The organism is Pseudomonas fluorescens (assembly GCF_902497895.1).
Taxonomy (GTDB): Bacteria; Pseudomonadota; Gammaproteobacteria; order Pseudomonadales; family Pseudomonadaceae; genus Aquipseudomonas; species Aquipseudomonas fluorescens_BP.
On sequence record NZ_CABVHQ010000023.1, the window covers coordinates 1 to 25,347 of the forward strand.

The 25,347-nt window shown below is 53.4% G+C and carries 22 protein-coding genes and 3 pseudogenes; 13 read left to right on the forward strand and 12 right to left on the reverse strand.

All coding sequences use genetic code 11. The annotated features are described in order from the left end of the window. Nucleotides 1-13: 13 nt before the first annotated feature. Nucleotides 14-361, reverse strand: coding sequence for a hypothetical protein (locus F8N21_RS13535; RefSeq protein WP_150642624.1), 348 nt, complete (start codon nucleotides 359-361; stop codon nucleotides 14-16). On the opposite strand from F8N21_RS13535, the gene F8N21_RS13540 reads away from it, so the two are divergent. Then, a complete protein-coding gene (locus F8N21_RS13540) occupies nucleotides 347-628 on the forward strand; it encodes a hypothetical protein (protein ID WP_150642625.1) in 282 nt (93 codons plus the stop codon). The two genes, F8N21_RS13535 and F8N21_RS13540, sit on opposite strands and share 15 nt — an antisense overlap. 232 nt (nucleotides 629-860) lie before the next feature. Here the strand turns inward: F8N21_RS13540 and F8N21_RS13545 are convergent. Next, nucleotides 861-1,411: pseudogene (locus F8N21_RS13545) on the reverse strand (6-aminohexanoate hydrolase); the annotation flags it as partial. 138 nt (nucleotides 1,412-1,549) lie between these two features. Between F8N21_RS13545 and F8N21_RS13550 the strand changes: the two are divergent. Then, the gene (locus tag F8N21_RS13550; protein ID WP_150642626.1) at nucleotides 1,550-2,005 is read left to right on the forward strand and encodes a DUF2214 family protein; all 456 of its coding nucleotides are present in this window, start codon (nucleotides 1,550-1,552) and stop codon (nucleotides 2,003-2,005) included. 376 nt (nucleotides 2,006-2,381) lie between these two features. Here the strand turns inward: F8N21_RS13550 and csrA are convergent, their stop codons facing one another. Next, nucleotides 2,382-2,576, reverse strand: a complete 195-nt coding sequence (csrA, locus tag F8N21_RS13555; protein WP_007920550.1) for a carbon storage regulator CsrA — start codon at nucleotides 2,574-2,576, stop codon at nucleotides 2,382-2,384. Between the two features lie 249 nt (nucleotides 2,577-2,825). Here csrA and F8N21_RS13560 point away from each other — a divergent pair, with 249 nt between their 5' ends. Further along, entirely contained in the window at nucleotides 2,826-3,203 is a 378-nt protein-coding gene (locus tag F8N21_RS13560) for an SPOR domain-containing protein (RefSeq protein WP_150642627.1), read from the forward strand. A 74-nt stretch (nucleotides 3,204-3,277) separates the two neighbouring features. On the opposite strand, the gene F8N21_RS13565 is transcribed toward F8N21_RS13560, so the two are convergent. From F8N21_RS13565 to F8N21_RS13590, 6 genes and pseudogenes are all read right to left on the reverse strand, one after another. Further along, nucleotides 3,278-3,967 (reverse strand): endonuclease, encoded by a 690-nt coding sequence (locus tag F8N21_RS13565; protein ID WP_150642628.1) that lies wholly within the window; start codon nucleotides 3,965-3,967, stop codon nucleotides 3,278-3,280. Between the two features lie 4 nt (nucleotides 3,968-3,971). After that, entirely contained in the window at nucleotides 3,972-4,223 is a 252-nt protein-coding gene (locus F8N21_RS13570; RefSeq protein WP_191624317.1) for a DUF1654 domain-containing protein, read from the reverse strand. Nucleotides 4,224-4,478: 255 nt separating this feature from the next. Then, a pseudogene (locus F8N21_RS13575) lies at nucleotides 4,479-4,973 on the reverse strand (L-asparaginase); the annotation flags it as partial. A 535-nt stretch (nucleotides 4,974-5,508) separates the two neighbouring features. Then, nucleotides 5,509-5,847, reverse strand: a complete 339-nt coding sequence (locus F8N21_RS13580; RefSeq protein ID WP_150642630.1) for a hypothetical protein — start codon at nucleotides 5,845-5,847, stop codon at nucleotides 5,509-5,511. A 56-nt stretch (nucleotides 5,848-5,903) separates the two neighbouring features. Then, a complete protein-coding gene (locus F8N21_RS13585) occupies nucleotides 5,904-9,218 on the reverse strand; it encodes a UvrD-helicase domain-containing protein (protein WP_150642631.1) in 3,315 nt (1,104 codons plus the stop codon). A gap of 6 nt (nucleotides 9,219-9,224) precedes the next feature. Further along, nucleotides 9,225-10,304 (reverse strand): hypothetical protein, encoded by a 1,080-nt coding sequence (locus F8N21_RS13590; RefSeq protein ID WP_150642632.1) that lies wholly within the window; start codon nucleotides 10,302-10,304, stop codon nucleotides 9,225-9,227. Nucleotides 10,305-10,318: 14 nt separating this feature from the next. Here F8N21_RS13590 and F8N21_RS13595 point away from each other — a divergent pair, with 14 nt between their 5' ends. After that, nucleotides 10,319-11,407: a taurine catabolism dioxygenase TauD gene (locus F8N21_RS13595; RefSeq protein WP_150642633.1), complete on the forward strand. Its 1,089-nt coding sequence runs from the start codon at nucleotides 10,319-10,321 to the stop codon at nucleotides 11,405-11,407. An 874-nt stretch (nucleotides 11,408-12,281) separates the two neighbouring features. Continuing rightward, nucleotides 12,282-12,854 (forward strand): hypothetical protein, encoded by a 573-nt coding sequence (locus F8N21_RS13600; RefSeq protein ID WP_150642634.1) that lies wholly within the window; start codon nucleotides 12,282-12,284, stop codon nucleotides 12,852-12,854. 98 nt (nucleotides 12,855-12,952) lie between these two features. Here F8N21_RS13600 and F8N21_RS13605 read toward each other — a convergent pair whose 3' ends face one another. Beyond that, nucleotides 12,953-15,646, reverse strand: a complete 2,694-nt coding sequence (locus F8N21_RS13605; RefSeq protein ID WP_150642635.1) for an ATP-binding protein — start codon at nucleotides 15,644-15,646, stop codon at nucleotides 12,953-12,955. A 160-nt stretch (nucleotides 15,647-15,806) separates the two neighbouring features. Continuing rightward, complete coding sequence (locus tag F8N21_RS13610) at nucleotides 15,807-16,823, reverse strand: hypothetical protein (protein ID WP_150642636.1); 1,017 nt, start codon at nucleotides 16,821-16,823, stop codon at nucleotides 15,807-15,809. A gap of 899 nt (nucleotides 16,824-17,722) precedes the next feature. Here F8N21_RS13610 and F8N21_RS13615 point away from each other — a divergent pair. Then, nucleotides 17,723-17,873, forward strand: a pseudogene (locus tag F8N21_RS13615) (DUF4113 domain-containing protein); the annotation flags it as partial. 28 nt (nucleotides 17,874-17,901) lie between these two features. Here F8N21_RS13615 and F8N21_RS13620 read toward each other — a convergent pair. After that, complete coding sequence (locus tag F8N21_RS13620) at nucleotides 17,902-18,357, reverse strand: helix-turn-helix domain-containing protein (RefSeq protein ID WP_150642637.1); 456 nt, start codon at nucleotides 18,355-18,357, stop codon at nucleotides 17,902-17,904. A gap of 174 nt (nucleotides 18,358-18,531) precedes the next feature. Here F8N21_RS13620 and F8N21_RS13625 point away from each other — a divergent pair, with 174 nt between their 5' ends. The 7 genes from F8N21_RS13625 to umuC all read left to right on the forward strand — a co-directional run bounded on the left by F8N21_RS13625 (nucleotide 18,532) and on the right by umuC (nucleotide 25,086). Further along, entirely contained in the window at nucleotides 18,532-19,260 is a 729-nt protein-coding gene (locus tag F8N21_RS13625) for a metallophosphoesterase family protein (RefSeq protein ID WP_150642638.1), read from the forward strand. Between the two features lie 786 nt (nucleotides 19,261-20,046). Continuing rightward, on the forward strand, nucleotides 20,047-20,400 hold the full coding sequence (locus F8N21_RS13640) for a hypothetical protein (RefSeq protein WP_150642641.1): 354 nt from the start codon (nucleotides 20,047-20,049) through the stop codon (nucleotides 20,398-20,400). After that, nucleotides 20,397-20,801: a DUF6957 family protein gene (locus tag F8N21_RS13645; RefSeq protein ID WP_150642642.1), complete on the forward strand. Its 405-nt coding sequence runs from the start codon at nucleotides 20,397-20,399 to the stop codon at nucleotides 20,799-20,801. Before F8N21_RS13640 ends, F8N21_RS13645 begins: the two co-directional genes overlap by 4 nt. 96 nt (nucleotides 20,802-20,897) lie before the next feature. Beyond that, nucleotides 20,898-21,308, forward strand: coding sequence for a DUF6957 family protein (locus tag F8N21_RS13650; protein WP_150642643.1), 411 nt, complete (start codon nucleotides 20,898-20,900; stop codon nucleotides 21,306-21,308). Nucleotides 21,309-21,578: 270 nt separating this feature from the next. Then, nucleotides 21,579-22,868 (forward strand): hypothetical protein, encoded by a 1,290-nt coding sequence (locus F8N21_RS13655; RefSeq protein ID WP_150642644.1) that lies wholly within the window; start codon nucleotides 21,579-21,581, stop codon nucleotides 22,866-22,868. Between the two features lie 519 nt (nucleotides 22,869-23,387). Then, nucleotides 23,388-23,819 (forward strand): LexA family protein, encoded by a 432-nt coding sequence (locus F8N21_RS13660; RefSeq protein ID WP_412071645.1) that lies wholly within the window; start codon nucleotides 23,388-23,390, stop codon nucleotides 23,817-23,819. Then, a complete protein-coding gene (umuC, locus tag F8N21_RS13665) occupies nucleotides 23,806-25,086 on the forward strand; it encodes a translesion error-prone DNA polymerase V subunit UmuC (protein WP_150642646.1) in 1,281 nt (426 codons plus the stop codon). The genes F8N21_RS13660 and umuC overlap by 14 nt, the downstream gene beginning before the upstream one ends. The last annotated feature ends 261 nt before the right edge of the window (nucleotides 25,087-25,347 follow it).

The window sequence follows — 25,347 nt, forward strand, 5'->3', positions numbered from 1 at the left end:
GGGCATGCCGAGCCTAGGCGAGGCACCGAATGGCGGGGCAAAAGCCCTTGGTTACTTGGGGCTTTTCCAAGTGACCCGCTGTAAGAGCGGAACCATAAGTGGCCGTTACCGCAGAAACGGATATGTACATCAAAGAAAAAACCCGGTCGGCTTTCAGGCCGCCATCCATTTTCTTAAGTGAACAGCATTGCGGCCATTGAGTCGGGCTTTTTCTTGCCAAAGAAACATCCACTGCAGCCAAGGGAAGACCCTGACACTGGAAGCCGGTAAACCTCTGGTCGGGTGCGTTGAACATCAGGCCGAGCGGTCTGATCCATCCAGAAAGAACTTCAGGATTGCCGATCTCATGAAATCCTTCCAAGACGGTCTGCTGACGCCAGATGAAGAACGCAAGCTGCTCGCTCTCGGTTCCTGGCACGACGCCCTGGATGATCGAGCACTCCGGATGAACTGCCCGGATGCCTATCATGATGAGTTACTTCGCCAAGCGGATGAGATGGACCGGCTGAAAATAGTCACCTGGCAAGAGTGGCGCGACCTTCGGGTCGAGGCTGATCGGGCTTACTTGCGTGCCGTTGCAGGGGATGATTTCACTTTGCAGGCCAGAGTAGAAAGACCTGCCCGTTAGCAGGAGGTGGAGAGGGCGCGGTTGATTTTGCACCGGCCAAAAAAGAGCCTCAGAGCTCTTTGATGGGGAGAAAGAAGAGCCGAAGAGGCTCAAGATGCGTTTGAATCGAATGGCGGGCTTGGTAGTCGTTCAGAACACTCGCCACCCACGCAATTGCCAGGGTACTTAAGCAACCGCGTAGAACTATCGTAGGAAGACGAGGTTTTTTGTTCAAGTGCCGTTAATCGCATGAGCGCGTCGATGCGCCCCTCGGCCACCAGCGTTGCTCCAAGCGTACCGATCACCGACTTGGTCACCGACATTGCGGCATGCTGGCCGTTTTCCTTGAGTACGCCGAAGTAGCGTTCATAGACGATGCTGCCGTGGGTGCAGGACCACGATCCCGTCGGTATAGGTGGCGGCCAGGGATTGTTCCCAGGTCATCGCCTGTGTCGCGCCGAGCGGCACGAAACTGACTTCATCCAGGTCTTTGCGCAGGGCCCGAGGCAGTGCAACGGGAGATCCCGACCCGCGGGAGACGTTGATCGTGGGCATGAGCTGGCGAAAATTCGAGACGCTCCAGCGCATGGCCGGGAACTGGAAGTAGCTGCCATCTTCAAATCGAACGGTCCGATCGGCAGGTGGCGGGGAGCCGACCATCCAGCCCAGTTTTGCCGGGTCACTGGCTGCGGAGTCGGGGAAAGTCGAGGGTGCTGCTCCGTAGGCGGTCGATGCCAACAGACTGGTCAGCAGAACGGTGGTGAACCTGGCGATGGGTTTGCAGCAGGGGTGCAGGTCGGGCATAGGGGCGATTCCATTCGGGGGAGCTTGTCGATTCTTGAAGCAGATTATCAGTTCCTGGCTGCTGCTTCGCAAAACCGCGGGTTATGGACTACTACTGACTGGCCTATTTCTTACGTCATTGAACGGAGATTCAAGTCGATGCTCATGCACTGGTTTCTTGCGGCAATTCATCTACTGGCCTTCGCACTGGCGCTCGCGGCGGTCGTTGCGCGGGGTACGGCACTGCGCCGGATCACCGAAGATGTCGGGCAGCTGCGCAGGGTCTTGCTGGCCGACAGTCTATGGGGCATCTCGGCCCTGGTCCTGTTGCTCACCGGTGGCCTGCGCGCGTTCGCCGGTTATGAGAAGGGCACGGACTATTACCTGCACCAACCGCTGTTTCATCTGAAGATAACCTTGTTTGTCTTCATCCTGTTGCTCGAGATTGCGCCGATGATCAGCTTGATCAAATGGCGTATCGCCTTGAGTCGAAGCGCGGCGATCGATACCCGGCGGGCGACACTGTTTGCCCGGATCAGTCATATCCAGGCGTTGCTGGTGGTCCTCATGGTGGTGGCTGCGAGCGGCATGGCGCGGGGCGTGGTGTTGGGTTAGCGCGGCGGGGGCTTCGCAGGGGGCAAGTGCCGGATCATCTGCGAGCAAAAGGTCGGGGAGTCTTTGTCTCGAAGTGTAAGGCCATATTTTTGACCAATTGCCGTCAGCAAACTCGGAAATCTCCGACTTTCAGCGCACTCAGACGTTGCTAGTATCGACTCGAGCTTTTTGCTGCGTAACAGCGGCGGGGTATGTCGACTCGTGCACGGGAGTTCTGGCTTGCCGGCTCAGGGCGGTATTGATTGCGCGAGCTATGGCGAGTTGGACCTGCACTGCGGCCAAGGAAAAGCTGAAATCAAGGCATGACGAGTCGAACGAGCTTTCAGGTTTTTCGCCAGCCAATGCCGTGGGAGTAAGGGCTGGCTACTGACTAGGCTCAGGGCGTCTCGCGTTTGTCCGGTGCAGTCAGGCCTGCCTGGATGCGCTGATAGATTTCTTCGCGATGAACTGCGACGTCTTTCGGGGCATTGATGCCAATCCTGACTTGTTGGCCGCTTACGCCCAGAATGGTGATCGTAATATCGTCACCGATGTTTATGCTTTCACCGACTTTGCGGGTGAGTATCAGCATGATCTTCTCCTTGATTGCTTGGTAGGGGTACCTGATTCAGACAATGCAGATGTCGGTGGTACGTATAGATTACTGCGAAGTGACACAGTGTGGATGCCTCTTTCTGACGCATAGCTGCGCTATTAATTCCCAAGGTGCAACTATACAGAGCCGATAAACATCATTCTCGTATTTTAGAGCGTGTTTGCGGAAGTCGCGGCGCTATTGTGGGTGGTAAAATCGCCAGCTTGAATTCTTGAGGGGAAGGTTGTGCGTAAACTGGCGATGGGAATGGCGTTGTTGGCGCTGGCAGGGTGTGGTGAAGGCACCGGCATCGAGCACAAGGTCGAGCACAAGGTTGCATCGTCGCCTGCTGCGCAAGCTCCTGCGACCGAGGCAGCGCCGCAGTGGGATGTCGAGGTCAAGGGCGACACCTTGCTCGCGGTGAGCGATCTGACCGGCTGGTTGATCGAACACGGTTTCGTTTCCAATGTGATCCGGGACGGCGCTACCCAGCGGATCCTGATCGGCCCGTTCAGCTCCAGGGCCGAAGCTGAAGCCAGGCAGGTCCAACTGACCGAGAGCCTGGCCCGGGCGAAAAAACGCAATATTGTGTCAGAGGTGGTCGAGCATCCAACGGCTCAGTGATCCCACATCAGATCTGAATGAAAAAAGGCCTCGAGACAGTGTTGTCCGAGGACTTTTCGCATTTGCGCAATGGCTCAACCGCAGGCTTTCAAATCCACCGGCCCGACGAACTCGTTGCCTCGCCCCATCACGCACGCCACGCTTTGATTGCGCTGGCGTTCCCAGTTCTGCACCGGATAGGTCTTACTCCAGGCTTCGTAGAGTTGGCGGTCCTGTTTCGACAGACGCAAACTGTACTGTTTGCTCATATAGAAGTAGGTGCGGGCGATCATTCCTCGAATGGACGGGCGGGGCATGACCTTCCTGGCTTTGAAATCGACCTGGGTCAGGCATGAACCGTATTGCCCGGCTTGCACCGGCAGCCAGCCAAAACTGAAGTTGCTTCGATCCCCGTTCACTTCGCCGATGCTGGGCACCAGGTTGTGCAGGTCCGCCTCGGCACGCTGGTAGGTCGGATCGTTGCGGGTGCAGTTCTTGCGGCCGCCGTCTTGCCAGCATTGGCGTTGATGGCCAATATGCCAGGCCGGGACAATATGCTCCCACTCGATGCGTTTCGCGCGGTTGGCATTCTTGCGCGGTACATATCCACAGGCCGCGAGGTCGACTCGGTTGCCGGTATATTTGCAGCCGCAGTAGAACTCGGTGGACTGCGGCGCATACAGTTTCCAGGCGACTTTCTTGGCTTCATTGAAGGTGCGTGGGGCGGCGGCCTGGGCGCTAAAGGCGCCGAGGAGACAGACCAGGACAAGTAAACGAACAATCATTGAGTCAATCTTCCTTCGGCACGACCCAGAAAATCTGCACCCCACCATCGTCGCGGTAGGCGAGGGTGACGTTGTCGTTCTCGGCGATTTCCTCCAGCAGTTGCTCCCACTCGTCCACCGGTTCGTCCGGGAGCCGAAAGATCAATGCGGCTTTGGCCTTCTGGGCATTGGGGGAATTGATGATCTTCTGAACGCGCAAACCGAGGCGTTCATAGGAACCTGGAGGGGTAGTCGCTGCTGCGGAGGTAGTGGCCACGGAGAATTCCTTATTAAGCTGTACGTGCATACAGTATTTAACTGTAGGCAATTTCGCAACTGCTTAAAATTCAATAAGTTCCTCTGACAGCGATTTATCCAGTTTGGTGTATGCAGTCGGGATTTTTTTTACGCCCGGGGGAGTCGCAGTGGCCAGGGATGGGGCGGGACGAGAGGGCTGTTGCAGAGCCACTCGCCAGTGCTGGCGAGTGGTCGTCACTGTTGCCCGGTCAGGCAAGACCGGGCGAGGGCTGAATCAATACTCCCAGAACATGCGTTGCAGTTCTTTGCTGTCCTGGGTCTTGGTCAGCGCGACCATCGCCAGAATGCGGGCTTTTTGCGGGTTCAGGTCATTGGCCACGACCCAATCGTATTTGTCGTCAGGCTGTTCTGCGTTGCGCAGGACAAAACCACCGGCATTGACGTGGGACGAACGAATGATTTGCACGCCATCCTTGCGCAGCGCCTGCAAGGCTGGAACCACTCGGGAGGAAACGGAACCGTTGCCGGTGCCGGCGTGGATGATGGCTTTGGCGCCGGATTGGGCCAGGGACTTGTAGGCGGTGTCGCTGACATTGCCGTAGGAGTAGGCGATTCCGACGTCAGGCAGGCTCTCGATGGTTTTGATGTCGAATTCCGAATCCATGGTGTGGCGCTTGGCAGGCAGGCGGAACCAGTAGGATTTGCCTTCAACGACCATGCCCAGCGGGCCCCAGGCGCTTTTGAAGGCTTCGGTCTTGATGTCCTTATCTGCACTAGCGCTTTGTTGACAACAGACCTAGCACAAAAATAATTCAAGCTGATCAGGTGGTTAGAGAACACAATTTAAGCCTATACCCCTTCTGTCCCTTGTCAACGTTGACTAAATACCGCTGATCGGACGCTGACCAACGGTCTCATCAGCTAGTGACTAGCCAAAGGCACTCGATCAGACAGGAGGTCGGAGCGCCGCCTCAGACCAGCCCAATCGAATATGTGGAGGGCTACAGACAAGTGAGAGATATTTCAACGGATGTAGCCCAAGAGTAAATCGACGCCATGGACTACTTCACCGCAACTGGACAGTCGAAAGTAATGCCGACGAAATATCTAACTGCCATCAGTCGCACGGATTCGTTGATTGGCGAGCCGGGCAGTGATCATCCCCATACCTTGGTAGCGAAGCGGAGCTAAAGGCTGGCGTAGGACTTGTCAGCGTTTGGGCCAAGGTAGGTGTCCCGACAGTTCTTCAAGCAAACCATCGGCTTCCCGGACAGCTCGATCACCATTCGCTGCCGGACGCACATCTACTTCTTCAAAGACCAATATGGACTGTGTTTGCTTCGCTGGAGCGTAGTAAATCGCTTCCTCATAGCACGCGAAGCGCTGAGCAGCATCGCTGTTACTCCAGTCCGAGCCATCCAACTCAGCAGAAAATGGTTGGCCTGAGTCTTCTTTAATCGCTTCAATGGCTCTTTTTCACCACTCATGAACAGCGCTGCACTGCGCTCAGCGGGATCAATCAAAAAAGGCCTCCCCGCCAAAGCGCAGAGTTTTGAAAATTGCTCCACTTCCAGATGTTCGTCCATAGCACTTTTATCCCAGCCAGCAAAAAGAGCCCCGCAGGGCCCTTTGTACTCAAACATGTATCACGTTACCAGCCAAATGACTGCTTCAGCTCATTCCTGTCTTTGGTCACTAGTTAGGGCACTTTCGCGCACATGCTCAAATAAGCACACCTCTCGCAATGAGTGCCAGGCGTGGCAGATCGATCACCGTTGGCGAAGCGCTCAGCCGCTTTGTAGCTACCGGTTGCACTCGCCATTTTGCTGGGTTCGACTTCTGACGCCTTGTCTGTCAGCAACGAGTAAACGGTCAGGTTTGGCCATCTCGCTCCATTAATATTCAGCAGCATAGGGCGCGCAGAGTTGGCGGTGTAAGCGGCACCACTTCCTGCACGAATCCAGTGAAGCCGTGCCTGGGCTCCGATGCCTTCTTGAAGCATCCATGGAAGTTCAATCCTGATGCCCTGCAATTCTGAAACCAATCTCTCGACGTAGGTGCCAGATGATCGCTTGCCCATGAGCAAACCCCTCTTGCACGCTATCACCGCATCTCGCTGCAGGGCAGGGTCATCGTTTTTGTCCGGCAGCCGGTGAGCTGCCCAAGCATCCTTGAATGCATCGCCCGGTTTGACTCCGTCTTTGAAGACGGATTTGAGCGTATCCATTACCGCCCCACGGGCACGAATTGAGATATCGATCTCTTGTTCGGCCGTCAGACTCAACTCATGCCGGTAATGGTATTGGAGAGGGCAGTGTACGTAGGACTCAAACCCCTGGTGAGTAATAGCAGGCTTGATAGCACCGGGGGGCGAAAAGGCTGCCTTCGCCGGTGATGTAGTCACGGGCTGAGGAATTCCTGTTTGTATGGAAAACTTCGCCGAGGCATCCAGCAAAGATGGCGGTCGATCACGTGATTCTTTGTGTTCGTACAGATACAGCTGATCACGTGCCCGGGACAACGCGACGTAAAGAAGGTTATTACGCTCAACGGCCTCTTCGAATGCATGCTCTGCAGCGGTGCTACCCAGCACCTGCGGAGGGATCAGCTCTTGGACGCGTGGGTCGTGATTGAAAGGAGGGTTTGGCCCAAAGGATTCTTTGTCGACATACCCTAGGTGTACAGCCGGAAACTCAAGCCCTTTGCTTGCGTGTACCGTGAGGAGCCGCACAGCATTCATCACCGATGCTTCCGGTGGTAAGTCACGCTCTCGACCCGTTTCTCCAATTCGCCGACGAAGTTCTTCCCGTAGAAGGTATTTCGACAGTCGGGCTTGGGTGACATCGCCATCCCCGTTACGCACCGCATAAACAAACTGCCACAGTGCTAAACGGGCAGCCTGAGCCTTGATTGAGTTGTCCGAGAGCGGGGGTATTCCATAGCTCCGGTCAAACAGCAAGTCACAAACCAGATCCCAGGGATTTGAATGCCGACTGTGTTTTCCTAGGAGCACTTTAAGATTGGCGTTGACGGTATCGCCTGTCGGGGACAATCCTGGAATGGTTCGTCCTATCCAACGACCTCTTTGCAGCTCGACACCCTGATGAGTCATCTGATTCAGGAGCTCAAGATCTTGCTTTGGCATTGTGAGGTATGGATCGCCAGTCAAACCGATCAGTGCCCGTGGATGTCGGTGGCAAAGAATCTGCATCAAGCAGATTAGGGTTTTGATTTCTGGTCGTTGGTAAATGTCGCCAATGTACAAAACAGGGATACCATTTTTCGCGAGGTCATCCGCGAGGCGTGCGAGCTCAGATTTTCGTCTGCAGATAACAGCTTGATCTCGGTAGGCTACTCCAAGGTCGTTCAGCTGTTGAATTTTGTATCCAACAGACAGGTTCAGGGTCTGTGGGCTGGAGCATGACGTTAGGAGCGGGAGCAGTGCACTAGAACCACGCGAAGCCGACATCGAATCGAGTGGGAGGCTGGGCTGCAGTTGGTGAATTCGCCCAGAAACGCTGAACAGATCCAGAATTTCTTGTTTGCTGCGCCGGTTTATGTCCAGGGTGTATTTTCCGACAGTAGAACCGGCGTGCTCTCCACGAAAAGCCTGGTCAAATTTGATCAGGCTTTTCACAGAAGCGCCTCGCCAATGGTGTATTGCCTGTCGGATGTCTCCCACTACCCAGAGGGATTTTGCCTTTCCCGCAAGCTGCCGAATTAATTCAACCATCGCTTCAGTAACGTCCTGGTACTCATCGACCAAGATATGCTCGTAATGATCAATGACTTGGGAAACCGATGCTCTGTCCGATTTGGCACGTAGAGCGGGCTTGGCGACCAAGTCGACGTAATCGACCATTTTCACTTCTTCCAAGGCCTGTTCATGGGCCTCGTACAGCGCTGCAATATCGGCTTGCTGCAGTGCGATATCGTCAGCAGGCGCGGGCAGGGCACTGAGTCTCGTCCTGTATGCGTCGGGTGTGACAAGCTCTTCTTTCAGTCTTTTTATATGGCTGAGGACGCTTGGTAGCCAATCATAGGGGTCTTGTAGGCGCAGGTAATATTGAAGATTCACGCTCGGAAGGCGTCGGATCATTAACTGCACTTCTTGAAGCAGATCGGCAACCCTTACGTCTGAATCAAGTCCGAATACGTGGTGGTACTTACGCAAGAACTCCAGCCCGAAGGCATGGAAAGTGCCGGCCCAAATATCTGCTGAGCCTTGGACGCCCGAAGCCCTCAGTCGCTCGACCAGCTCATGTGCCGCTTTGTTGGTGAAAGTGAGCACCAGAATTTTGCTCGGCTTAACCCCGGAGTCGATCAGATGCCTGATCCTGTGGACAAGCGTGGTCGTCTTGCCCGTGCCGGGCCCTGCAACGACGTTCACAAATCGTTCTTGGGCTTTTGCCGCCTTATCTTGATCAGCGCTTGGCGGAAAGGTGAGCGGTGCAGGAAGTGGCGCCGTTTCGGGAAGAAAAAGCGCATCGGCCAGCTGGAGCCTGACCAGTTCAAGTGGGATAACTAACTGCTGGGCGATTTGGCGAGCCGTGTTGCCGTCTATCCAGAGTTGCTTGGCCAACCAACGGGGAAGCAAGAACTCCCTTGCGAAGACGTTTGCCTGTAGCTCCTGGCGCTCTCGTGTACCGTAGGCCTCTACAACAAGGCTTGCGGGTGTGCCTTGGGACGCCGTGAGAGACGTTAATTGTGTGATGCTGGTGGACGGCTTTTCCGCGTCCAGAAACCAGTGCCCTAATTCGTGAGCCACCAGATAGGCATGTTCTTTTGCATCCACGTCATTTCTGACATAGATGAACTGTTCATCGCGATACAAGGCAGCACTGCCATTTCCCAAAATCGCATTGTCTGGAGGGACTTGTTCAATACACAGGTCGAGCACATCTTCGAATTGATTGAGCAGCTCAGTGCTTGTGGGTAGACCAGAGCCGCATACCGCAACCAGCTGATGTCTTGCTTGATGGGCTTGCAGGCGTGCTCGGTCAAAAGGGTTCAAGAGTCTTTAATCCTTTAAGCTCAATAGTTGCGCTTCCTCAGCTGATGGTAGCGCGAGTTCTTTCACGGCAGCTTCCCACTGCATCGGCGTGGATTCAATCTGCGGTTTACCATTCTCGGCTTTAAATGCCGGAATAGACCTGTTGCTGAAATTATTACGCATTGCCCCTTGCAGGGCTGAGCTCGAATGGCCCAAGGCGGTCGCTAGCCTGTCTAGGATGATTCCTGGTGCTTCAACGCCACCCGCCAATATCCTGCTGAGCAAGGAACGTTGTTTTCCCAATCCAACCTTCTCTGCGAGAGGGGCCACCTTGGGCCCCTTTATCGCTGCTAGTGTCGCCAATGTGGCAGTGAGTTCTGTCGCAGCCAAACTGGTTGCAGTAGCACAATGGTGGACTAGTGCATTGGATAAGCATGCAGCCACCACTTGGGATGCCGATTTTTCATACTCTTTGGCCGTCAGCTTCAGCTTGATGGCAAGTTTTTTGTCGATCCGTACCATCCATTGCTCGGTTGCTTCGCCGTCATACTCCTTGGCTTTCTTCTCATAGGTTTCCAAAAGCTTTGTGGGACTTATCGTCAACATCTGCTTTTCAAGAGACCGGAAACCTTCGAGCACCAGTTCTCGGGCGACAACGGCAACAGGCTCATTGCGTCGAGTCGCAAGGTCGATCACGGTGGCATGAAGCGATTTTTTGCTCGTGACACCAATGGTTTCTTGGCGGCTTTTCGTCAACGAGCTCTTATGCAATGCGTCTTCCTGATGGTGCATAATTTCCTCCGCTCCGTGCTTGCTGGGAGTCGATGCGCGCGTGGACACTCTTGTTTTTTGGCCAATGATATCGGCCGCTGGAGGAGCTTCCATTTTTCCAGGAAGCTCGACGATCAGTTTTCTTACCGCTTCAAAAGCGTTTTGGCCACCGACAGCAAGTTGATCTCCTGTCGGTAACTGCACGGTGCATTGAATCCCATCTGACGTCACTGCGAATGTGGCTGATGAGGAGAGCGAATCAAGGTAGGCCGCCCAATCTCTAAGATGATTTGAGGCGGTCACGGCATCTTGTCTGTTTAGGGCCTTGGTGCGCATGTCGGATTACGTGTATGGTTGCTTGCACGGTGCGTGCATATCAACTTTATATCACTGAGCTGGTAGGGACACAATTGATCAACGCTCATTTTTCTTACGCGGTTCGCAGTGCAGTTGCGCAGTGGCGACAAGAAATAACGCTGCTGGAGGCAGTACAGCAGCTTTCTCAGCCTACTGCGCTTGGGCTTCGCCTGCTCCCAGCCATAGACGAGGTATTAGCCGAGCGGAATCTAACGCGCGCTGACTTGGTGGAAAGGGTATGGGGGGCGGCTTTCATTCAGTTGAAGGATGCATTTGATCCTGTTGAGTTACCCGAGACGCCAACGGTCTTTTTTCCTGTGCCGATGGCTGAAGGCACAGTGATGGCTCGTGCGACAGCCGTGGGCTGTTTGGCGGCGATTGGTTTGCAGGCGGTATCGTACGGCTCAGAGGAAAATGGCGAGCTTTTTGTCAACCTAGTGGTTATGCCGGGCGAAGGCCTGTTTGCCGAGAAGTCGCGTAAAGGAATGAAAGGGCATACGGATGCTGTAAGTTTCCCTGTCCGGGGGCAGACAGATCCCGAAAACCCTAGAATTTCCCCATCACCAGATTTCGTGTGTCTCTCTGGGCTTCGAAATCCTGACGATGTTCATACCACTGTGATGCCTTTAACGAGCGTGTTGGACAAACTTGATCCAGGTATTATCGCGGAGTTGAAAACACCTCAGTACCATGTTCGTTCGCAGAAAACGTTCAGAATTGGTATGGGGGAAATCTTGGGGGATGAGCTGGTCTTGGAGGATGCAAGCCTGCTGTTCGATGTCAGTGGTCAGCACTGGATCAGGTACAGCCATAACTGCATTCTGATGGACGATGAGGCTGTAGCTGCGAAGGAGGCGCTTGTTGCTTTCGAGGCCGCTTGCGTAGCAAGCATTTCGGGAACAGTCATCAGTCCAGGTGATATTCTTTTGGTCAATAACCGTATCGGGCTGCATGGAAGGTCAAACGTCGGAGGTGAGCCAGGTGGTAACTCTCGATGGCTACTGCGCACTTACGGTCTTGAGACTGGCGGACTGGCAGTGAATCAACGATATCAGGACGTTTCCTATCGACTGTACCCCTAAGGCACTTCATCTAAATGGACTTAGTTACTCACCTAGAACCTGAGTCCAGCATGTTTAGTAACTCCAGCTTCGTCGGCTAAGCTAACGCTGTGCTAGGCCCAGTAATTTCTTTATCGGGAAGTGTCAATGTCTCCCGACAGTCGATTCGGCATCCCCAATATCTCTGCTGCTTCAGATTGTGAGTGCCCTTGATCCTTCAAAGCGTGCACGGCCTGACGAACATCTAAGGCTGCCCGGATGGGTTTTCACTATCGGCTCGGGATCGATTATGCCGTCGAGCAAAGCCAATGACTCCAAGTCGTCCCGTGCCTGCTGCAGTACATCGCAGAGCGCTGCGTCTGCGCTGCATAGGCCAAGGCCAAGGCCACAAACGCAACTGGGTGCAATTCTAGTGCCTTGCACACCTTATCTAGTAGTTCCACTCTCATTGAATTTTGGCGTTTTCAAGCTGGCTGATGTGCGACTGAGCAATTTGCCTGCTGCGAGAGACCGCGTTGCGATCGGACAAGCTGAAGGACTACCGAATAGCGAAGGCGCACGTCGCGAGATGGGCAGTAGAGCGAGCCCGTTCCTTTGGGTCAGGGTGGCTCTAGCACACGCACCGTTAAGAAATTTCTTCACCATTAGAGGTAAGACATTCAGGCTTGGAGTCTTATTGCGCGTCTTGACTCCGCAGCGTAGGACGCATAATCTCAGCCCTGCATCAAGGGTTGTGTCCATCCTGCTTATGAGCAAGCTCAAGTGACATTCTTCAACCGCTCGACCATCCGCTTTATAAGCGTTTCCACCAGTTCGCTGGCAGTACGTTTAAATGCTCATCGCTCTCCGTATTCAGAGATATCTGTCAGCAAAATACTGAACAGGAAGCGTTGTCATGTCTGAAGAAATCAAAACCGACGTAGTTAAAGAAGCCGCAGAGTTCCTTCGCGACGAATTGGCCCATCTTGGCGTCAAAGTCGGGTCATCGCATGCTCATGCCGCAGTTGCCCATTACTTGGGTTACAACAGCAAGAAGGCTTTGCTCGATGATCCGACGTTTTATCCGGAAGACCAGGAACTGGTCACGTATCACGAGCTTGGGACTAAAAAGCTCGTTGACCGTCTTCCGAGCATGAAGGAAAACCCGCTCAAGCATATGGATGTTGGCCAGCTTGGGAGCATCATATGGGCGGGACTCGCGCCCGCGTGCGAATGCTGCGATCAGAAAAAGCTGGACATCACTTACCTAGGTGATGACATCCGTAACCCCCAAGGATGGGTATCGGAGTCGTGCGCTGAACGGAACGAGGATTATGGTCGCTGCCACTTCTGTGGCGACGAGTACCTTTACCGTGCACAAGACCTCAACCGAAATGGTGAGTGCCCTGAGCATAACGGGGAGTCCGACATGGACGATGAGGAGCTTGAGGACTGGGAAAGTTACATCGAGAACATCAACAAGGACTAAATAGCGGGTATTTCTACTCTATCTGATTGCGGCCGGAGCCCCATCGTCTATAGCAATGGGGCTCTCGGGCAGTACCTCTTTGTCGTTATCGAATGATTCTATTCACTGATGCTACGAAGCTCTCCAATGAGCACAGCTTGATTGTTGACCTCTGCTCTTTGGGCATCTGAAAAGCCGCCTCGATAAGCTTCTATCCCGTCCATCTCCCGTTCAGCGGCATCGAAGTCTCTGCAATAGGCAAGGACGACGGCGTAAAAACTTCTGGCACTTATCAGCTCATCCAGAAGCTTGTGCTCACGGATGAGAGGCAATACAGAGTCTTCGAGCATTCGCCGCGCACCGGGAAAATCTCGCCGATCCAGCAAATCCTGAACGGCATCGAGTCCGACCCTTACCGCCGAATTGATTGCTCCTACGATGACGTAGAATTTGAAGGCGAATAGGCGCAGCGTCGTGGGTAGGATGCCCCGATTTTTCAACAGAATGCACTTGAGCTCGAAAGCATCCGCAAGGTGTTTGACGTCGTCAGAGTCGGCGCCTGACTGCGAAAAAAAATCCGCTACCTCAGCCATTGACCGCCCCAATATCCATGCTTCGTTGATATCTAGAACATCGAGGTATTCCTGGATGACCCTCATCAAGGTTTCCTCTGCCTCAATGGGTCGATCCACTCGCCAAAGCGCAACTGCGGCGTTGTAGTCCAGTATCCTTCGGTATTGCGCCGATAGGGGACGCTCGGTTTGCATTTGTTGAATCGAGTTTCTTACGCCGCTTGCATCTTTCTGGAATGCTAGCCAAGACATATTTTTGTTTTGGTAAGACAAAATGGCTTTATCTGTCAGCTTGTTATGTTCTAGCAGTTGCTCCATAGACGCGAGGTATCTCTCAACATGGGAGGTGTCGATGGACGCAAGTGCCGAAAATACTAGCGCATCCAGTGCCCAGAACCGTGCCTCGGGTTTGAGCTTGGTAGAGGACGCGGCCTCTTCCAGGGATGCAACGAAAATATCGCCCAGACCCATCTCATGAAACATTTCCTCGCCCGCTAAGTCGATGATGATTTCTATCTCGCCCAGATCAACCAATATGCGGACAAAGAGCGAAAGCCGATGGTGGTTTCTCGCTTCCACCAAAGATTTGTACAAGACATCTTTCAGCACTTTTTTCGCGTGGATCAGTTGCAATGGGAATGACTTCTGCAGATGACTGGCCCCTATCACCCGCATTGCGTCATGTATTTTCAGCTCCTTGCTGCCGAATACCTCCAGAACGCCTAACGGCCGAAGAGTTCGGATGACCGCTGAAACGTGTGGCGGGTTTAGCTTCATGTAGGCGTTCATAAGCGTGTTGATTTCGCCGACCGTTAGGACAACGTCGACCATGCTCAAGAAGGCTAAAAAGTGCTGGCAGTCATCCGAAAGGCCCTCGAAGACACGTGTGAGGATCACCTGTTGTGCCGTGGTGTCGAGGTTGCTTTGATCTTCGAGCGCATTGCAAAGGCTCGCAACATCGCCCGAGTAATCCTGGACTGCAAGCCTAGCTGCACTATGAAGGTACAGTGGCATCCCGGCTGTTTGTTGGTGCAACCTTGCCATCGTTGCGATATCACCACGGGCGCCTAATCGAGCGGCTTCCGACGCCAAGGTATCCAGATCCCAACCACGAAGCACTTCTCTGCTCACGCCGGTTAGCAGTTCGATTTCTTGAGTCGAGCCCGTAGGTTGGCATAAGAGGATAAAACGAACATTCGCAGTGCAAGAGAAGACCGTCTGCAAATTTTGGGCTGGTATCTCATGAGCGTTATCGATCACAACAATTGGCTGCACGCCTTGTTGCAGCAAGTAGCGATCAAGGGCATGGAGGGCATCCACCCCAGAAGCACCTGGTGCGAATATTTCCCTAACCTCATGAGGCTGGTCGGTAAGATTTCCGGCTATTTCGCGTACCACAGAGCTGGTAAGCGCGGCACCAGTAGTTTCACTGGCATTGAAGTAGATGCAACGATCAGGACTGAGCATCGACGTTTGCGCGCACCAGGACGTTTTACCCGCACCTGAGAAACCACACACAATCCGGATACGGTTCCCTGTATCGATCGCAGGCTCATCGATCTGTGGGCGATAGGAGGGAAGTGGCGCGGGAAATCCCTGCAGTTGAGTCAGCAATTGCTCAAACAACTCAGGTAATGCACTGGTTTCAAAAGCGTATCCCCCGAGCGCGTTGTTGCCCGTCGCTGCCGCCATCACTCGTCCGGCTAATTTCCAGACCAAGGATTCGGGTACCAGCATCGCGTGAGGGATCTGCGAAGCTAGCCCCGTGCAAAACTGAACCGCAATTGCCAGATCTTCCCAGCATTCAGGAAGGCATTCTAAATCCGCTGGTACGGATCGACCAGGATATTGAAAATAGACGTCGTCCGGTAATCCGCCGTCTGCGATTGTTCGGGTCATTACCGGGCCTGGCGGTTGGTTTGTGGCTATCACAAACCTTGCGTCCCCTTGCCGTCGGCCTTCAGTGTGCTCCGTCCGTAGCCGATCAAACCGCTGAAAAGCAGAGTCTACGTCACTGGGGATGATAGACCCGCTGCGTGTTTTTACTTGCACGTAGACGCGGCATCCATTCATGACAATCTCGACGTCTTCATCACGCTCGATCACTATCCGCGTCACCTGGCAGGCACGTGCCTTTAATAAGCAGGCGACCGCGAACAGGTGCTGATAAAGAAAGCCGCCATGGACAGCAGCGATCCTTTTTTCCTGGGCCTGATCCAAAGTGGGAAACGCTGAAGTCATCGTGTTGTCCTCTACCGGCTTCGAGCAGCCGGCTAATCCTTGGGCAAATTAGTATATGTTTGACCGGCAACTAGGGAAGGTAAAGCTCCTGCCAGTAATTGAGGGTAGGGGCATACTCATTGAGTCCCTAGCCACATGCACCTCATCGTACCTGCGGTCATTACACGTCAAACGCTTTTTCTACGACGTTCCACCACCGGATGATCCTGCGCAATCTGTTTGGCGACTTTGCAAACTCGATGAGGTCGTCATAAGTGAGTTTTTGCCTGGTAGGCAGACGCGATTGTTTGTCGGGTTTTTTCCCGCTTCGGGCCCAGCCCACCAAGTGAAGGTTTTCTGACATTTCGTGCAAGGTCGAAGCGAGCTCTTCTGCTTCATCATCGCTTCCGGTGACCAGCAGTAGCCTGGCCCGATTGCGCGTCTCGGGATCGGCTGACAGTGCCGCGAGCTTGGAGGCCACCCAAGGCCACAACTCCCGGCCCAGTCGCCTGACGTTGGGAAAACGCTCGTCGAGTTGGGAGCCGGAGATGGCCACTGTCACATTCACGTCTTCAAACCGGATGTTGCCTTCGGCATCGGGGACGTCGATCAGGTTTTTTGCCTGCAAGTCGAAACTGCTGGCCCCGGGAAAAAACGCCGTGGCTGAGAAGCCAATGAAGATTTGTTTCACCCCCGCATAGATGAGCGAGGTGAGTTCTGGGAGGTATTGCAGCGTCCGATGAGGATCGCCACGCAACGCGACCACCTGTAATGACCAGTTGTTGTGGCCCGACTTCTTGCGCTTGAACCCATACACAATCCGTTGCAAGGGGCCAAGCGGCGTAGGGCTGAATGGGGCAGAGCCGGCCATGTCTTGTTGCACCGCTTGTGCGTAATAGAGCTTGGCCCGCACAAGCAGCGGAACATCCACGTGAAGCGTGCGCAAACTCTCTTCGAGGTAATGCAGGCTGGTGCGCAACACGAGCGCAGACTTGAGCCTTAGAAGATTGTCGTCTTTGAGGCGACCGGGCAGTTTTCCAGAAGCGGAAAGGTGGCGAAGAAACAAACCAATGTCCGCCACGATGTACTCAGGGCTTGGTTCTGCATCGTTGCGGGAAAAGTACCTCAGCAACTCCTGCAGATCACGCAGGACTGGCGGCACTTCAACATCGCTGTAGCCACAGACACCATCGATCATGTCGCCATCTATCCCCAGGTTGGTTCGACTGGCCAAAAACACAGTGTCGAGCCAATCGCTGAACGTCCCGACAGCTTGGTATCCATAGAGGCGTAAAACCGTCGGCTTTACCTCGCACCCTTGAATAAAACGGGTGTTGGGCGGATCCGACTCGGAAAAGATTCTTTAAGTTGTTTAAAACCGTGGATTCAGAGCAATCGCATCGATCGTAAAAGATTGTTTTGTCTTGGCAAATTATCAATTTTTACTAATAGATTTAACTTTCGGGTTTATCAAGAAAAATGGTTTGCAACTATTGCATAACTTATTTTCGTCTGTATTCTGTGGGTGCGGCCGACCCCTTAACATGATGTTCCCTATCAATTATTCAGGAGAAAACGGCATGACATTAAAAAAAGGATAAACCATGTACACCAATATCAAACGTATGGCGTTTCGTGCACTCGCTCTGATCATCCTGTTTCTGTGGCCAAGCTATCTCGATAGCGAGACCCTTGCAAACGCTGGGCCTAAGCCGCCTCTCCAGGTACGAAATTGTACGAGCTGAGGATAATCAGACGCAAACTTTCACTTAGGTAATGACTACCACAGTGTCATTGTTTAATAAGCTTTTGATGATAAGTGACAATGACACAAACCTTTAACGCTTGAGCGCTCTCAGTGTGGATCGATTAAGATTAGAAAGGTTTGCTCTATTGTCACAGTTCACTTTCATCCAGCAAAAATAAGGGTTGCTGGTCTCGGGTAATCAGTTTCCACTGATTATTCAGCGATGAAAGAGAACATTATTAAGGTGTCACTTTCTGTGCTGTTTCGCTATCGGGCTCGACTTTACAAAAAAGTCCACGGCCTGATTAGCCCCACAGGTTGAGCTTCTGGTTACCGAGAAGGTAATGAGCGTTTTGGAGGACATTAATGGGACTTGGGGAGAGGGGAGCAATGTGCCTTGCGTGCATACCGACCACTCCGGACTGGGGGGTGCGACGGGAGATGATGAGCCAGAGCTTCACGACACGAGTCGATCAACTGTGGAAGGTGTATTGCAAGTAGTCGGGTTCGCCCCCGTACAAAGACCAGCTCAGCCCGAACGATGCCAATGACGCTGAACCGTAGTTTTTGCCATCCCCAGCTTCCTCGCAATTTCAGCCTGTGAAAAACCTTCCGCTTTGAGTGTTTGTACTTCCTCTCGTGCTTGTGCCGCTGTGGCAACACGTGGGTGAGAAGTTTCCTGAATTTCCAGCGGGATCGACACCTTCAATAGGGCGAGCGACCGCAGATCCTTTTCAGCGATCTTCAGGACATCGCCGGCAATCAGTTTGTCTTGTGCCCCACAAACCAGCGCCATGAGAGCAACAGGACTTAGCTCCAAAACTCTGGCGAGCTCAATGATGGCTTCGAGGCTGGGGGAGGTCTTTTCATTTTCGATGCGGCTCACATGCGATTGATCGACCTTTTGGCTCAGCTCATGCTGCGTGAGGCCACGCTTTGTTCTCAAAAGCTTCAGTGCTACGGCAAATGCGGTGCGCACAGACATTTTTCCGTTCCGTCAAAACAGAGCTGTATGCCGTGATTGCTATGATCCACTCAAATGTATATATTCATACATGTGGATCATTCGGCTCGTTTGCGGATTAAGAATCTGCGAGAGCTCAGTCCCGCTCCTTTATTCGCTCCATCAATTTAGCTGTAAATCGAGATCGGAATTCTGATGAAGCTTTGTGTGCTTTCAGATCTGCACAACGAATTTTCTCCATTTCAGCCTGAGACTGGAGACTACGATCTGGTCATTCTGGCCGGAGATATTGACGTCCAGACAAGAGGGGTGATGTGGGCTAATGAAGCCTTTGTATGCCCAGTGATTTACGTTTGCGGGAATCACGAATTCTACAAAGGCCATATCGACCACACCCTTGGGAAAATGCGAGCCGTTGCCGCACCCCATGTGCATGTCCTGGAAAACCAGGTTTGGATTTGCAACCAAACGCGTTTTTTGGTCACAACCGGCTGGACGGATTTCTCTTCCACTGGGGACGTTGTGGCAGCGAGCATGATGTGCGGGCAATGGATGAATGACTTCCGGGCGATCAGAGCTGAAGAGCGCTTCCGCCGACTGCGACCAGCAGACGTGATTGAGCGAAACCGTATTGCTTTTGACTTCCTGTTGCACGAGCTCTCTAAGCCGTTTGACGGTAAGACGGTGGTTGTCACGCATCATTGTCCGATCCCAGAGGTTGCCGGCGAGAAGCATGACGGCCATTTGAACGCTGCATATTCCAACAGGTGGCACTCGCTCCTTGAGATGGCGGACTTTTGGATTTTCGGACATACGCATCACTTGATCGATGTCGAGCTGAGCGGGTGCCGGGCCATCTCAAATCCACGGGGTTATCCCCGGGAAGAGACGGGTTTCATTGCGGACTTCACCATTGAAATCTGATCGTTAACCCTTTGCTGAATGGACGGATAACTAGGGTGTACAGGATCAAAACCTATGGCGCAGAGCTGTCCGATTTCAGGATGCACAGGTTGCCGACAGTCATAGAACGAGCGCGAGCTGCCATACCTGATCCAGGTGTTGTGGGGTTCCTGCTGTGTGCGTTGGAGCGAGCTCCGCTGATGACGGGGCTGCTCTTCTGCGACCGGCAGAGGAATTTCCCGGAAGGTTTACCAGTACACACTCCACCTATCACTGATCGATTCTGGCGCGAGGGTTACGAACTTGTAGTCACACAGGGAGGTGGTGTCTATGTCGTCGCGCACTGGCTTCATGAGAATGGAACTCTAGACCGTTTCGACAGGGTTCACTAAAGCTGTTTTGGGGCGCAGTTCTCTAACCAGAAAATCCGAAAGCAACAGGAAAAGAAATGGGTATCCCACGAAGTATTTCGGACGCACAAAAAATTGATTTTGGCGTCCCGGTCACTGGTTACTTGTGCTGCGCCGAATTTAAGCCGCCATGCCTGATCGGCATCGTTTTCACAGATGAGCGTGGTCGGTTCCGAGACGGAGGAAAGATCCGCACATCTCGTATCGAGAAAGTCTTTGTGCTCAAAGAGTATCTAGTGTGTGAGACGCTCAGCGGCAGTCGTTACGTAGTCTGCCACTGGTTGTACGAGAACGGGGCTACTCCCACCGACTATGTTCTTCACTGACAGTTAAGGAGATGTGTGATGAGTGAACTGGTGGCCGACGATCCACGATCGAAGCCCGAAGGTAATCGCTGATGTGGTTCTGGAGATCAAAGCCCCTTAGTGATCGAGACCGCGCGATTTCGGAATCCATCAAAGCCCTCAAGACATTGCGAGTTGAAAATGGGTGCGTGTCGATCGATCCAAGCGAGGTAATTGGTCAGCCTGGATACCTGCTGCAGCGGGCGCAAGCGAGCGCCGTAGTGCGTGGTCGTCCGCGTGATATTGCAGCTGCTGAGGCCTCATGGGTCGCCCTAGATGACTTTGATATTGAGGCGCTCTCCACCCTGATTTCTCGTCATCTCATAAAGTCTCGTCGGGCGGGTCTTTCAATGGACGAAGCCATAGCCGCATTGCGACCGGTGCTCAGCTCTGGAGGGACAAAATGAGCGCGATACTGTTGGAATTGGAAGACTTGCTCTATGGCGGCGGCGAGCCAATGAACGGCTTCAGCGGAGAGATCTGGGAAGCTGAGGTCGAGGCGCTTTTGAGCTTTCCCAACAAGCCATTTTGCTTAGTGAGAGATTGGCGAATCATCGAAATAGAAGTCGACGACGCATACCGGAAATCGTTGGCGGAAGATGGACTCATGCCCTTCGTACTCTACGCCCGCAGCGTAGTGATGCACAGCACAGGAAAACGGCAGCCAAACGACTGGGTACGCAGCACGTTTCAACGATCGCTGACTCGTGACTACGTGTTTGAAAGCGTAAATACAGCGTATGTGCTTATCGGGCGTGGTGTACGAAAGAAGGGCAGCGGTAGGGCGGTTTGTTCGATCGGCAGATGAGGCTACCGACCCCAATTACAGGAAATACTCGCAGAAAGCTTTTGTCTGGACGGCTTTTGAGTTGGCGCTGCGCATGAATAGTATTAGGCAGGTAGTGTGGAAAGTGAATTGATTGTAGATGTGCTGTATGGCCCAGCGCGAACGTTTGGCGGCTCCGGACTGAAAGATGATGAGCTGATTAAACTGGCGCGCGAGGAGTTTGAGGGTAGATCATTTTGTGTCGTCCGAAACTGGATGATCCTTGACGTGATGCTTCCTGAAACTCAAGAACAGGAGATTAAAAAACAGGGTCTACAGCCCGCAATCTTGTATGCACACAGAGCTGTGTTCGACAGCGAAGCTCGATTTTCAGCTGGCGAGAGCGTCATCACGAGCTACCAGCAAAGCTTCGAAGACTGTTTTTTTGAAAGCAAAGACACGCTCTATATTTTGGCGGGCCGGGGTGCAAGGAAGCATGTGAGCTGGCCGGCAGTTACGTCGCTGAGAGACGTAGCAACAGTAAGCTAACCCTGATCGTGCGGGCCCCACATGTCTTGAGCACCTTAATACGATCACGTTTGGATCGAAAGCGAGCATTCATAGCTAAGGACGTTGCATGCATTGCATCTCATGCCGACTCGCCATAGTCAACCTGACCTCGCCAAAAGCTCCACCAGCGGGCAGCGCTGCTCTGTGTTGATATTCTGGATCGTCTCTGCCTAGATCGTCATAACGTTTGAGCTAGGATGATCTAGCCAACGCCGAACTAGACGACCACCTCTCTCAAAGCGCTTATCCATGGAAGACACACCAAACGCTCCCTTTCCAGGCGATGACTCGTCCGAAGACATCGTGACAAGAGAGTCGCTTTACGAGCAAGCTTGGTCGAGACCTATGACCAAAATTGCGGATCGATATGGAGTGTCTTCGAGCTACCTGGCTCGGGTGTTTACCCACTTGGATATCCCTCGCCCACCGGTGGGATATTGGGCCCAGGTAGCGGTGGGAAAAGGTAAAACTCGTCCGGCGCTGCCTGAGGCTCGGCCCGGCGCGCTCATTGCCTGGAGTCGAAATGGAGCGCCTGCTAAGGTTTCACGGTCTTTGCCAAAGGCACCTCAGAAAACGCGCCGTAAAGTGGCTGGAGCCAGTGCGGCACTGCCTCATAGACACCCACTGTTACTGAGCATCGAAGAGCATTTTAAGAAGGTTCGGGAAAGCGACAACGGCTATTTACGGCCGACAAAGCGTTCCATGGCGGATCTGATCGTCAGTCGCTCCGGGATCGCCCATGCCGTCGATTTTGCCAACCAGTTGTACTTGGCACTGATGAAAAAAGGCCTTTCTGTGGCGCTCTCTGACCCCGCCACATATATGAATCGTGAATCGGTTGATCATCGAGAGAAGGCCTCAACGAGGTACATTTACCCTGCTCTCTGGCAGCCGCAACGTCCCACGGTGGTTTACATCGGAACCGTCGCCTTTGGTTTGACCATCTACGAGATCAGCGAATACGTGCAGGTTAAGCACGTAGACAAACAGTACGTGCGACTGAATTCGCTTCCCGTCACTAAACGTCACTCTCCCTATTCCGGTGGGTGGGTAATGAGCGCCGACATGCCTAGCGGTCGGCTTTGCTTGCAGGTCTATTCTCCCTACTACCGCGCAGAATGGGTTCGTCGTTGGATTGAAGACAAACCCGGCGATTTGGCCAGCAAAATCCTCAACATCGTAAAGCTTCTGATTGCTGAGGCCCCAATACTAGCCAACAAAGTCGAAGTTGAACGTGAGCGAAGTGAGCGCGAGCGGCAGAAACAACGGTTGGAGTGGGAGGAGAGGCAAAGACAAGAAGAGGAAAGACGCCGACTCAAGATGATCCAGGACAGCCGTGATCGGCTAGAGACTGTGATTCAGACTTGGGCAAAGGTGAATAGTATTCGAGCGTTCTTTGACGACATTGAGCGATCCGCGGAGAAGCTTGGATATGAGGAGCGGAAATTCATAATGGAGCGATTGACGAAAGCGAAGGAACTGATCGGTGACTTAGACGCGTTGAAGCACTTCGAGGGCTGGGAGCCTCCAGCCCCCTAAGCCTATCCATTCAGGTTGCTAGGCGCGCTCGGTCAGAGGGGCCGTCTTTAGGTGATCGATCAACGCCTCGCGAAGAGCCTCCAAAGTAGCCTGCAAGCGACGATTCTCTCTCGGATCATCCCCGGTTGGCATAAAGCTCTCACAATGCCTCAACAACGATTCTGAGTCGTTTGTGTTCAAATCGAATTCAATCATTCTTACTTTCTTCCCTGTGGGCGGTGAGGTGCTGCATCTCGCGCGCCCACAGCCGCAAAAAACGGCGCCAGTCGTGGGCATAGCTGCCTTCTCGCAAACGAGTCGAAAGCGCACGACCGTACCACTCAGATTGATCGACGATCATCAAATCCGGAACAGGGAGGCAGCCGAGGAAGACAGCTCTTTCATGAAAACTGCCATGCCTTCGAATTGAACAAAACGTCCGAAAATCGCTACCCCCTGTCGACTGCAATGACTCTTTATTTGACCGCAAACCCGTTTCGGCGGTTTACTGTACGAACATACAGTGTATCGGCGATTTGTATTATGGTCACCATCCTTGGGCCGCTAACCAGCAGCGGCGTTCAGCTCCCGTTTTATTCCTACCGCGTTCCTGCAGGTTTTCCTTCGCCTGCGGCAGACCATCTTGAGCAGAAGGTTTCGTTGGACGAGCTCCTGGATCTGCGCGCTCCCCACATGTACCTCGTTCGCATCGAAGGGGACAGCATGATCGGTGCCGGTATTTTTCCGGGAGATCTGGCCATTGTGGACAGATCCATGGAAGTGGAGTCCGGGCATATTGTCATTGCGGCGGTGGATTGCGAGCCCGTCTGTAAACGGCTGGTCAAGGAGTGTGGGCAGATCATCCTGAAGTCAGAGAATCCTAAATATCCCTCCCGCTACATGATGGAGGGAGAAGAGCTGCTGGTCTGGGGCGTGGTGATGTACAGCGTGCGCAGTCATGAAAAAGCCTGAGCCAGTTTTCGCGCTGATCGACTGCAATTCGTTTTACGCCTCGTGCGAGCGCGTGTTCAGACCCGATCTGCGCAACACGCCCATCGTCGTGCTGAGTAACAACGATGGGTGTGTGATTGCCCGCAGCTATGACGCTAAGCCTTTCGTGAAAATGGGTGAGCCGTACTTCCAGATCAAACACAAACTGAAGCAGCATGGCATTGTGGCGTTCTCGTCAAACTACGCGCTCTACGGTGACATGAGCCAGCGCGTAATGAGCGTGATCGAGTCCCTGGTGCCAGCTGTGGAGGTCTACAGTATTGATGAAGCCTTCGCCGACTTAGCAGGCGTAGCGGGCGACATTGAGACGCTCGGACGGCGTATCCGCGCTCAGGTTTATCGAAGTACCGGCATTCCGGTCGGTGTTGGCATTTCCGGTACGAAAACCCTCAGTAAGCTGGCCAACCATGCGGCGAAAAAATGGCAAGCGCAGAGTGGCGGAGTAGTCGATCTTCGTGACCAAACCAAGCGCGACTGGGTGCTGAAAAAATGCTCGGTCTCCGACGTCTGGGGAGTCGGACGGAAGATGACTCTTCACCTCGAAGGCATGGGCATCAAGACAGCCTGGGATCTCTCCAAAACCGATCCCTGGATGCTTCGCAAAAAATTCAGTGTGGTAATCGAGAAGACGGCGCGCGAGCTCGCGGGAACGCCATGTCTTGAGCTCGATGAGCCTGATCCACCCAAGCAGGAAATTTGTTGTTCTCGCATGTTTGGCAAGCGCCTCACAGAGATCGCACCGATCAAGGAGGCGGTCGCCACATACATGATGCGAGCCACGGAGAAGCTTCGGGCCCAACAGTCGCTGTGCAAGAAAATTCGAGTGAGCATTCGCACCGGCATGTTCAACCCCGAGGAAGCAAAATATGCGAATGGGGTTTTGGTAGAGCTGACTTATCCGACTGACGACGTTCGGTTGATGACAAAGGCTGCGGTGGACGCGGTGGATCGGATCTACCGTCCTGGATTCAAGTACAGCAAAGCCGAGGTGCTATTGGTCAGCCTTTGCCAGAAAGGTGAATACACGGAAGATCTATTCTCGATATCCCAGCCGGCTACCACAGAGAAAGTCATGGGTGTTCTGGACGCCATCAATGGCAGATGGGGTAGGGGGACGATGCGTCTCGCGAGCGTGCCGATTGACCCTGATTGGGGTATGCGGAGGGAGATGATGAGTCAGAGTTTTACGACACGTGTTGATCAGCTTTGGACGGTGTACTGCAAGTGAGCCGAGCTTCGCAGTCGACAACGCACCACGCCCGGCCGTCGATACAAAAACTGAATTATTAAAAATTTGGCTCAGGAATAAATATTGCTGAGCCATACTTTTGGGCGAGAGTTTGAGTCAGCGCGGTGTGCTTTTCGGCTGGTGAAATGCGCTTACTTTTAGTCCTCTCCGGTCAGCTCGCTGCGAAGACCCGCTCATAGAATGACTCATCAAATGGAGTTCTACGCGCTGGTGGGCAGCGGTCTAGAAGACTTCTGAGAA

Coding starts and splice junctions, on each gene's coding strand:
- F8N21_RS13580 (WP_150642630.1), bottom strand. CDS start 5,847: ATGTTTGAGTACAAAGGGCCCTGCGGGGCTCTTTTTGCTGGCTGGGAT.
- F8N21_RS13640 (WP_150642641.1), top strand. CDS start 20,047: ATGTGGTTCTGGAGATCAAAGCCCCTTAGTGATCGAGACCGCGCGATT.
- F8N21_RS13645 (WP_150642642.1), top strand. CDS start 20,397: ATGAGCGCGATACTGTTGGAATTGGAAGACTTGCTCTATGGCGGCGGC.
- F8N21_RS13565 (WP_150642628.1), bottom strand. CDS start 3,967: ATGATTGTTCGTTTACTTGTCCTGGTCTGTCTCCTCGGCGCCTTTAGC.
- csrA (WP_007920550.1), bottom strand. CDS start 2,576: ATGCTGATACTCACCCGCAAAGTCGGTGAAAGCATAAACATCGGTGAC.
- F8N21_RS13550 (WP_150642626.1), top strand. CDS start 1,550: ATGCTCATGCACTGGTTTCTTGCGGCAATTCATCTACTGGCCTTCGCA.
- F8N21_RS13625 (WP_150642638.1), top strand. CDS start 18,532: ATGAAGCTTTGTGTGCTTTCAGATCTGCACAACGAATTTTCTCCATTT.
- F8N21_RS13610 (WP_150642636.1), bottom strand. CDS start 16,823: ATGATCGATGGTGTCTGTGGCTACAGCGATGTTGAAGTGCCGCCAGTC.
- F8N21_RS13595 (WP_150642633.1), top strand. CDS start 10,319: ATGGTTGCTTGCACGGTGCGTGCATATCAACTTTATATCACTGAGCTG.
- umuC (WP_150642646.1), top strand. CDS start 23,806: ATGAAAAAGCCTGAGCCAGTTTTCGCGCTGATCGACTGCAATTCGTTT.
- F8N21_RS13590 (WP_150642632.1), bottom strand. CDS start 10,304: ATGCGCACCAAGGCCCTAAACAGACAAGATGCCGTGACCGCCTCAAAT.
- F8N21_RS13655 (WP_150642644.1), top strand. CDS start 21,579: ATGGAAGACACACCAAACGCTCCCTTTCCAGGCGATGACTCGTCCGAA.
- F8N21_RS13600 (WP_150642634.1), top strand. CDS start 12,282: ATGTCTGAAGAAATCAAAACCGACGTAGTTAAAGAAGCCGCAGAGTTC.
- F8N21_RS13605 (WP_150642635.1), bottom strand. CDS start 15,646: ATGACTTCAGCGTTTCCCACTTTGGATCAGGCCCAGGAAAAAAGGATC.
- F8N21_RS13540 (WP_150642625.1), top strand. CDS start 347: ATGAAATCCTTCCAAGACGGTCTGCTGACGCCAGATGAAGAACGCAAG.
- F8N21_RS13620 (WP_150642637.1), bottom strand. CDS start 18,357: ATGTCTGTGCGCACCGCATTTGCCGTAGCACTGAAGCTTTTGAGAACA.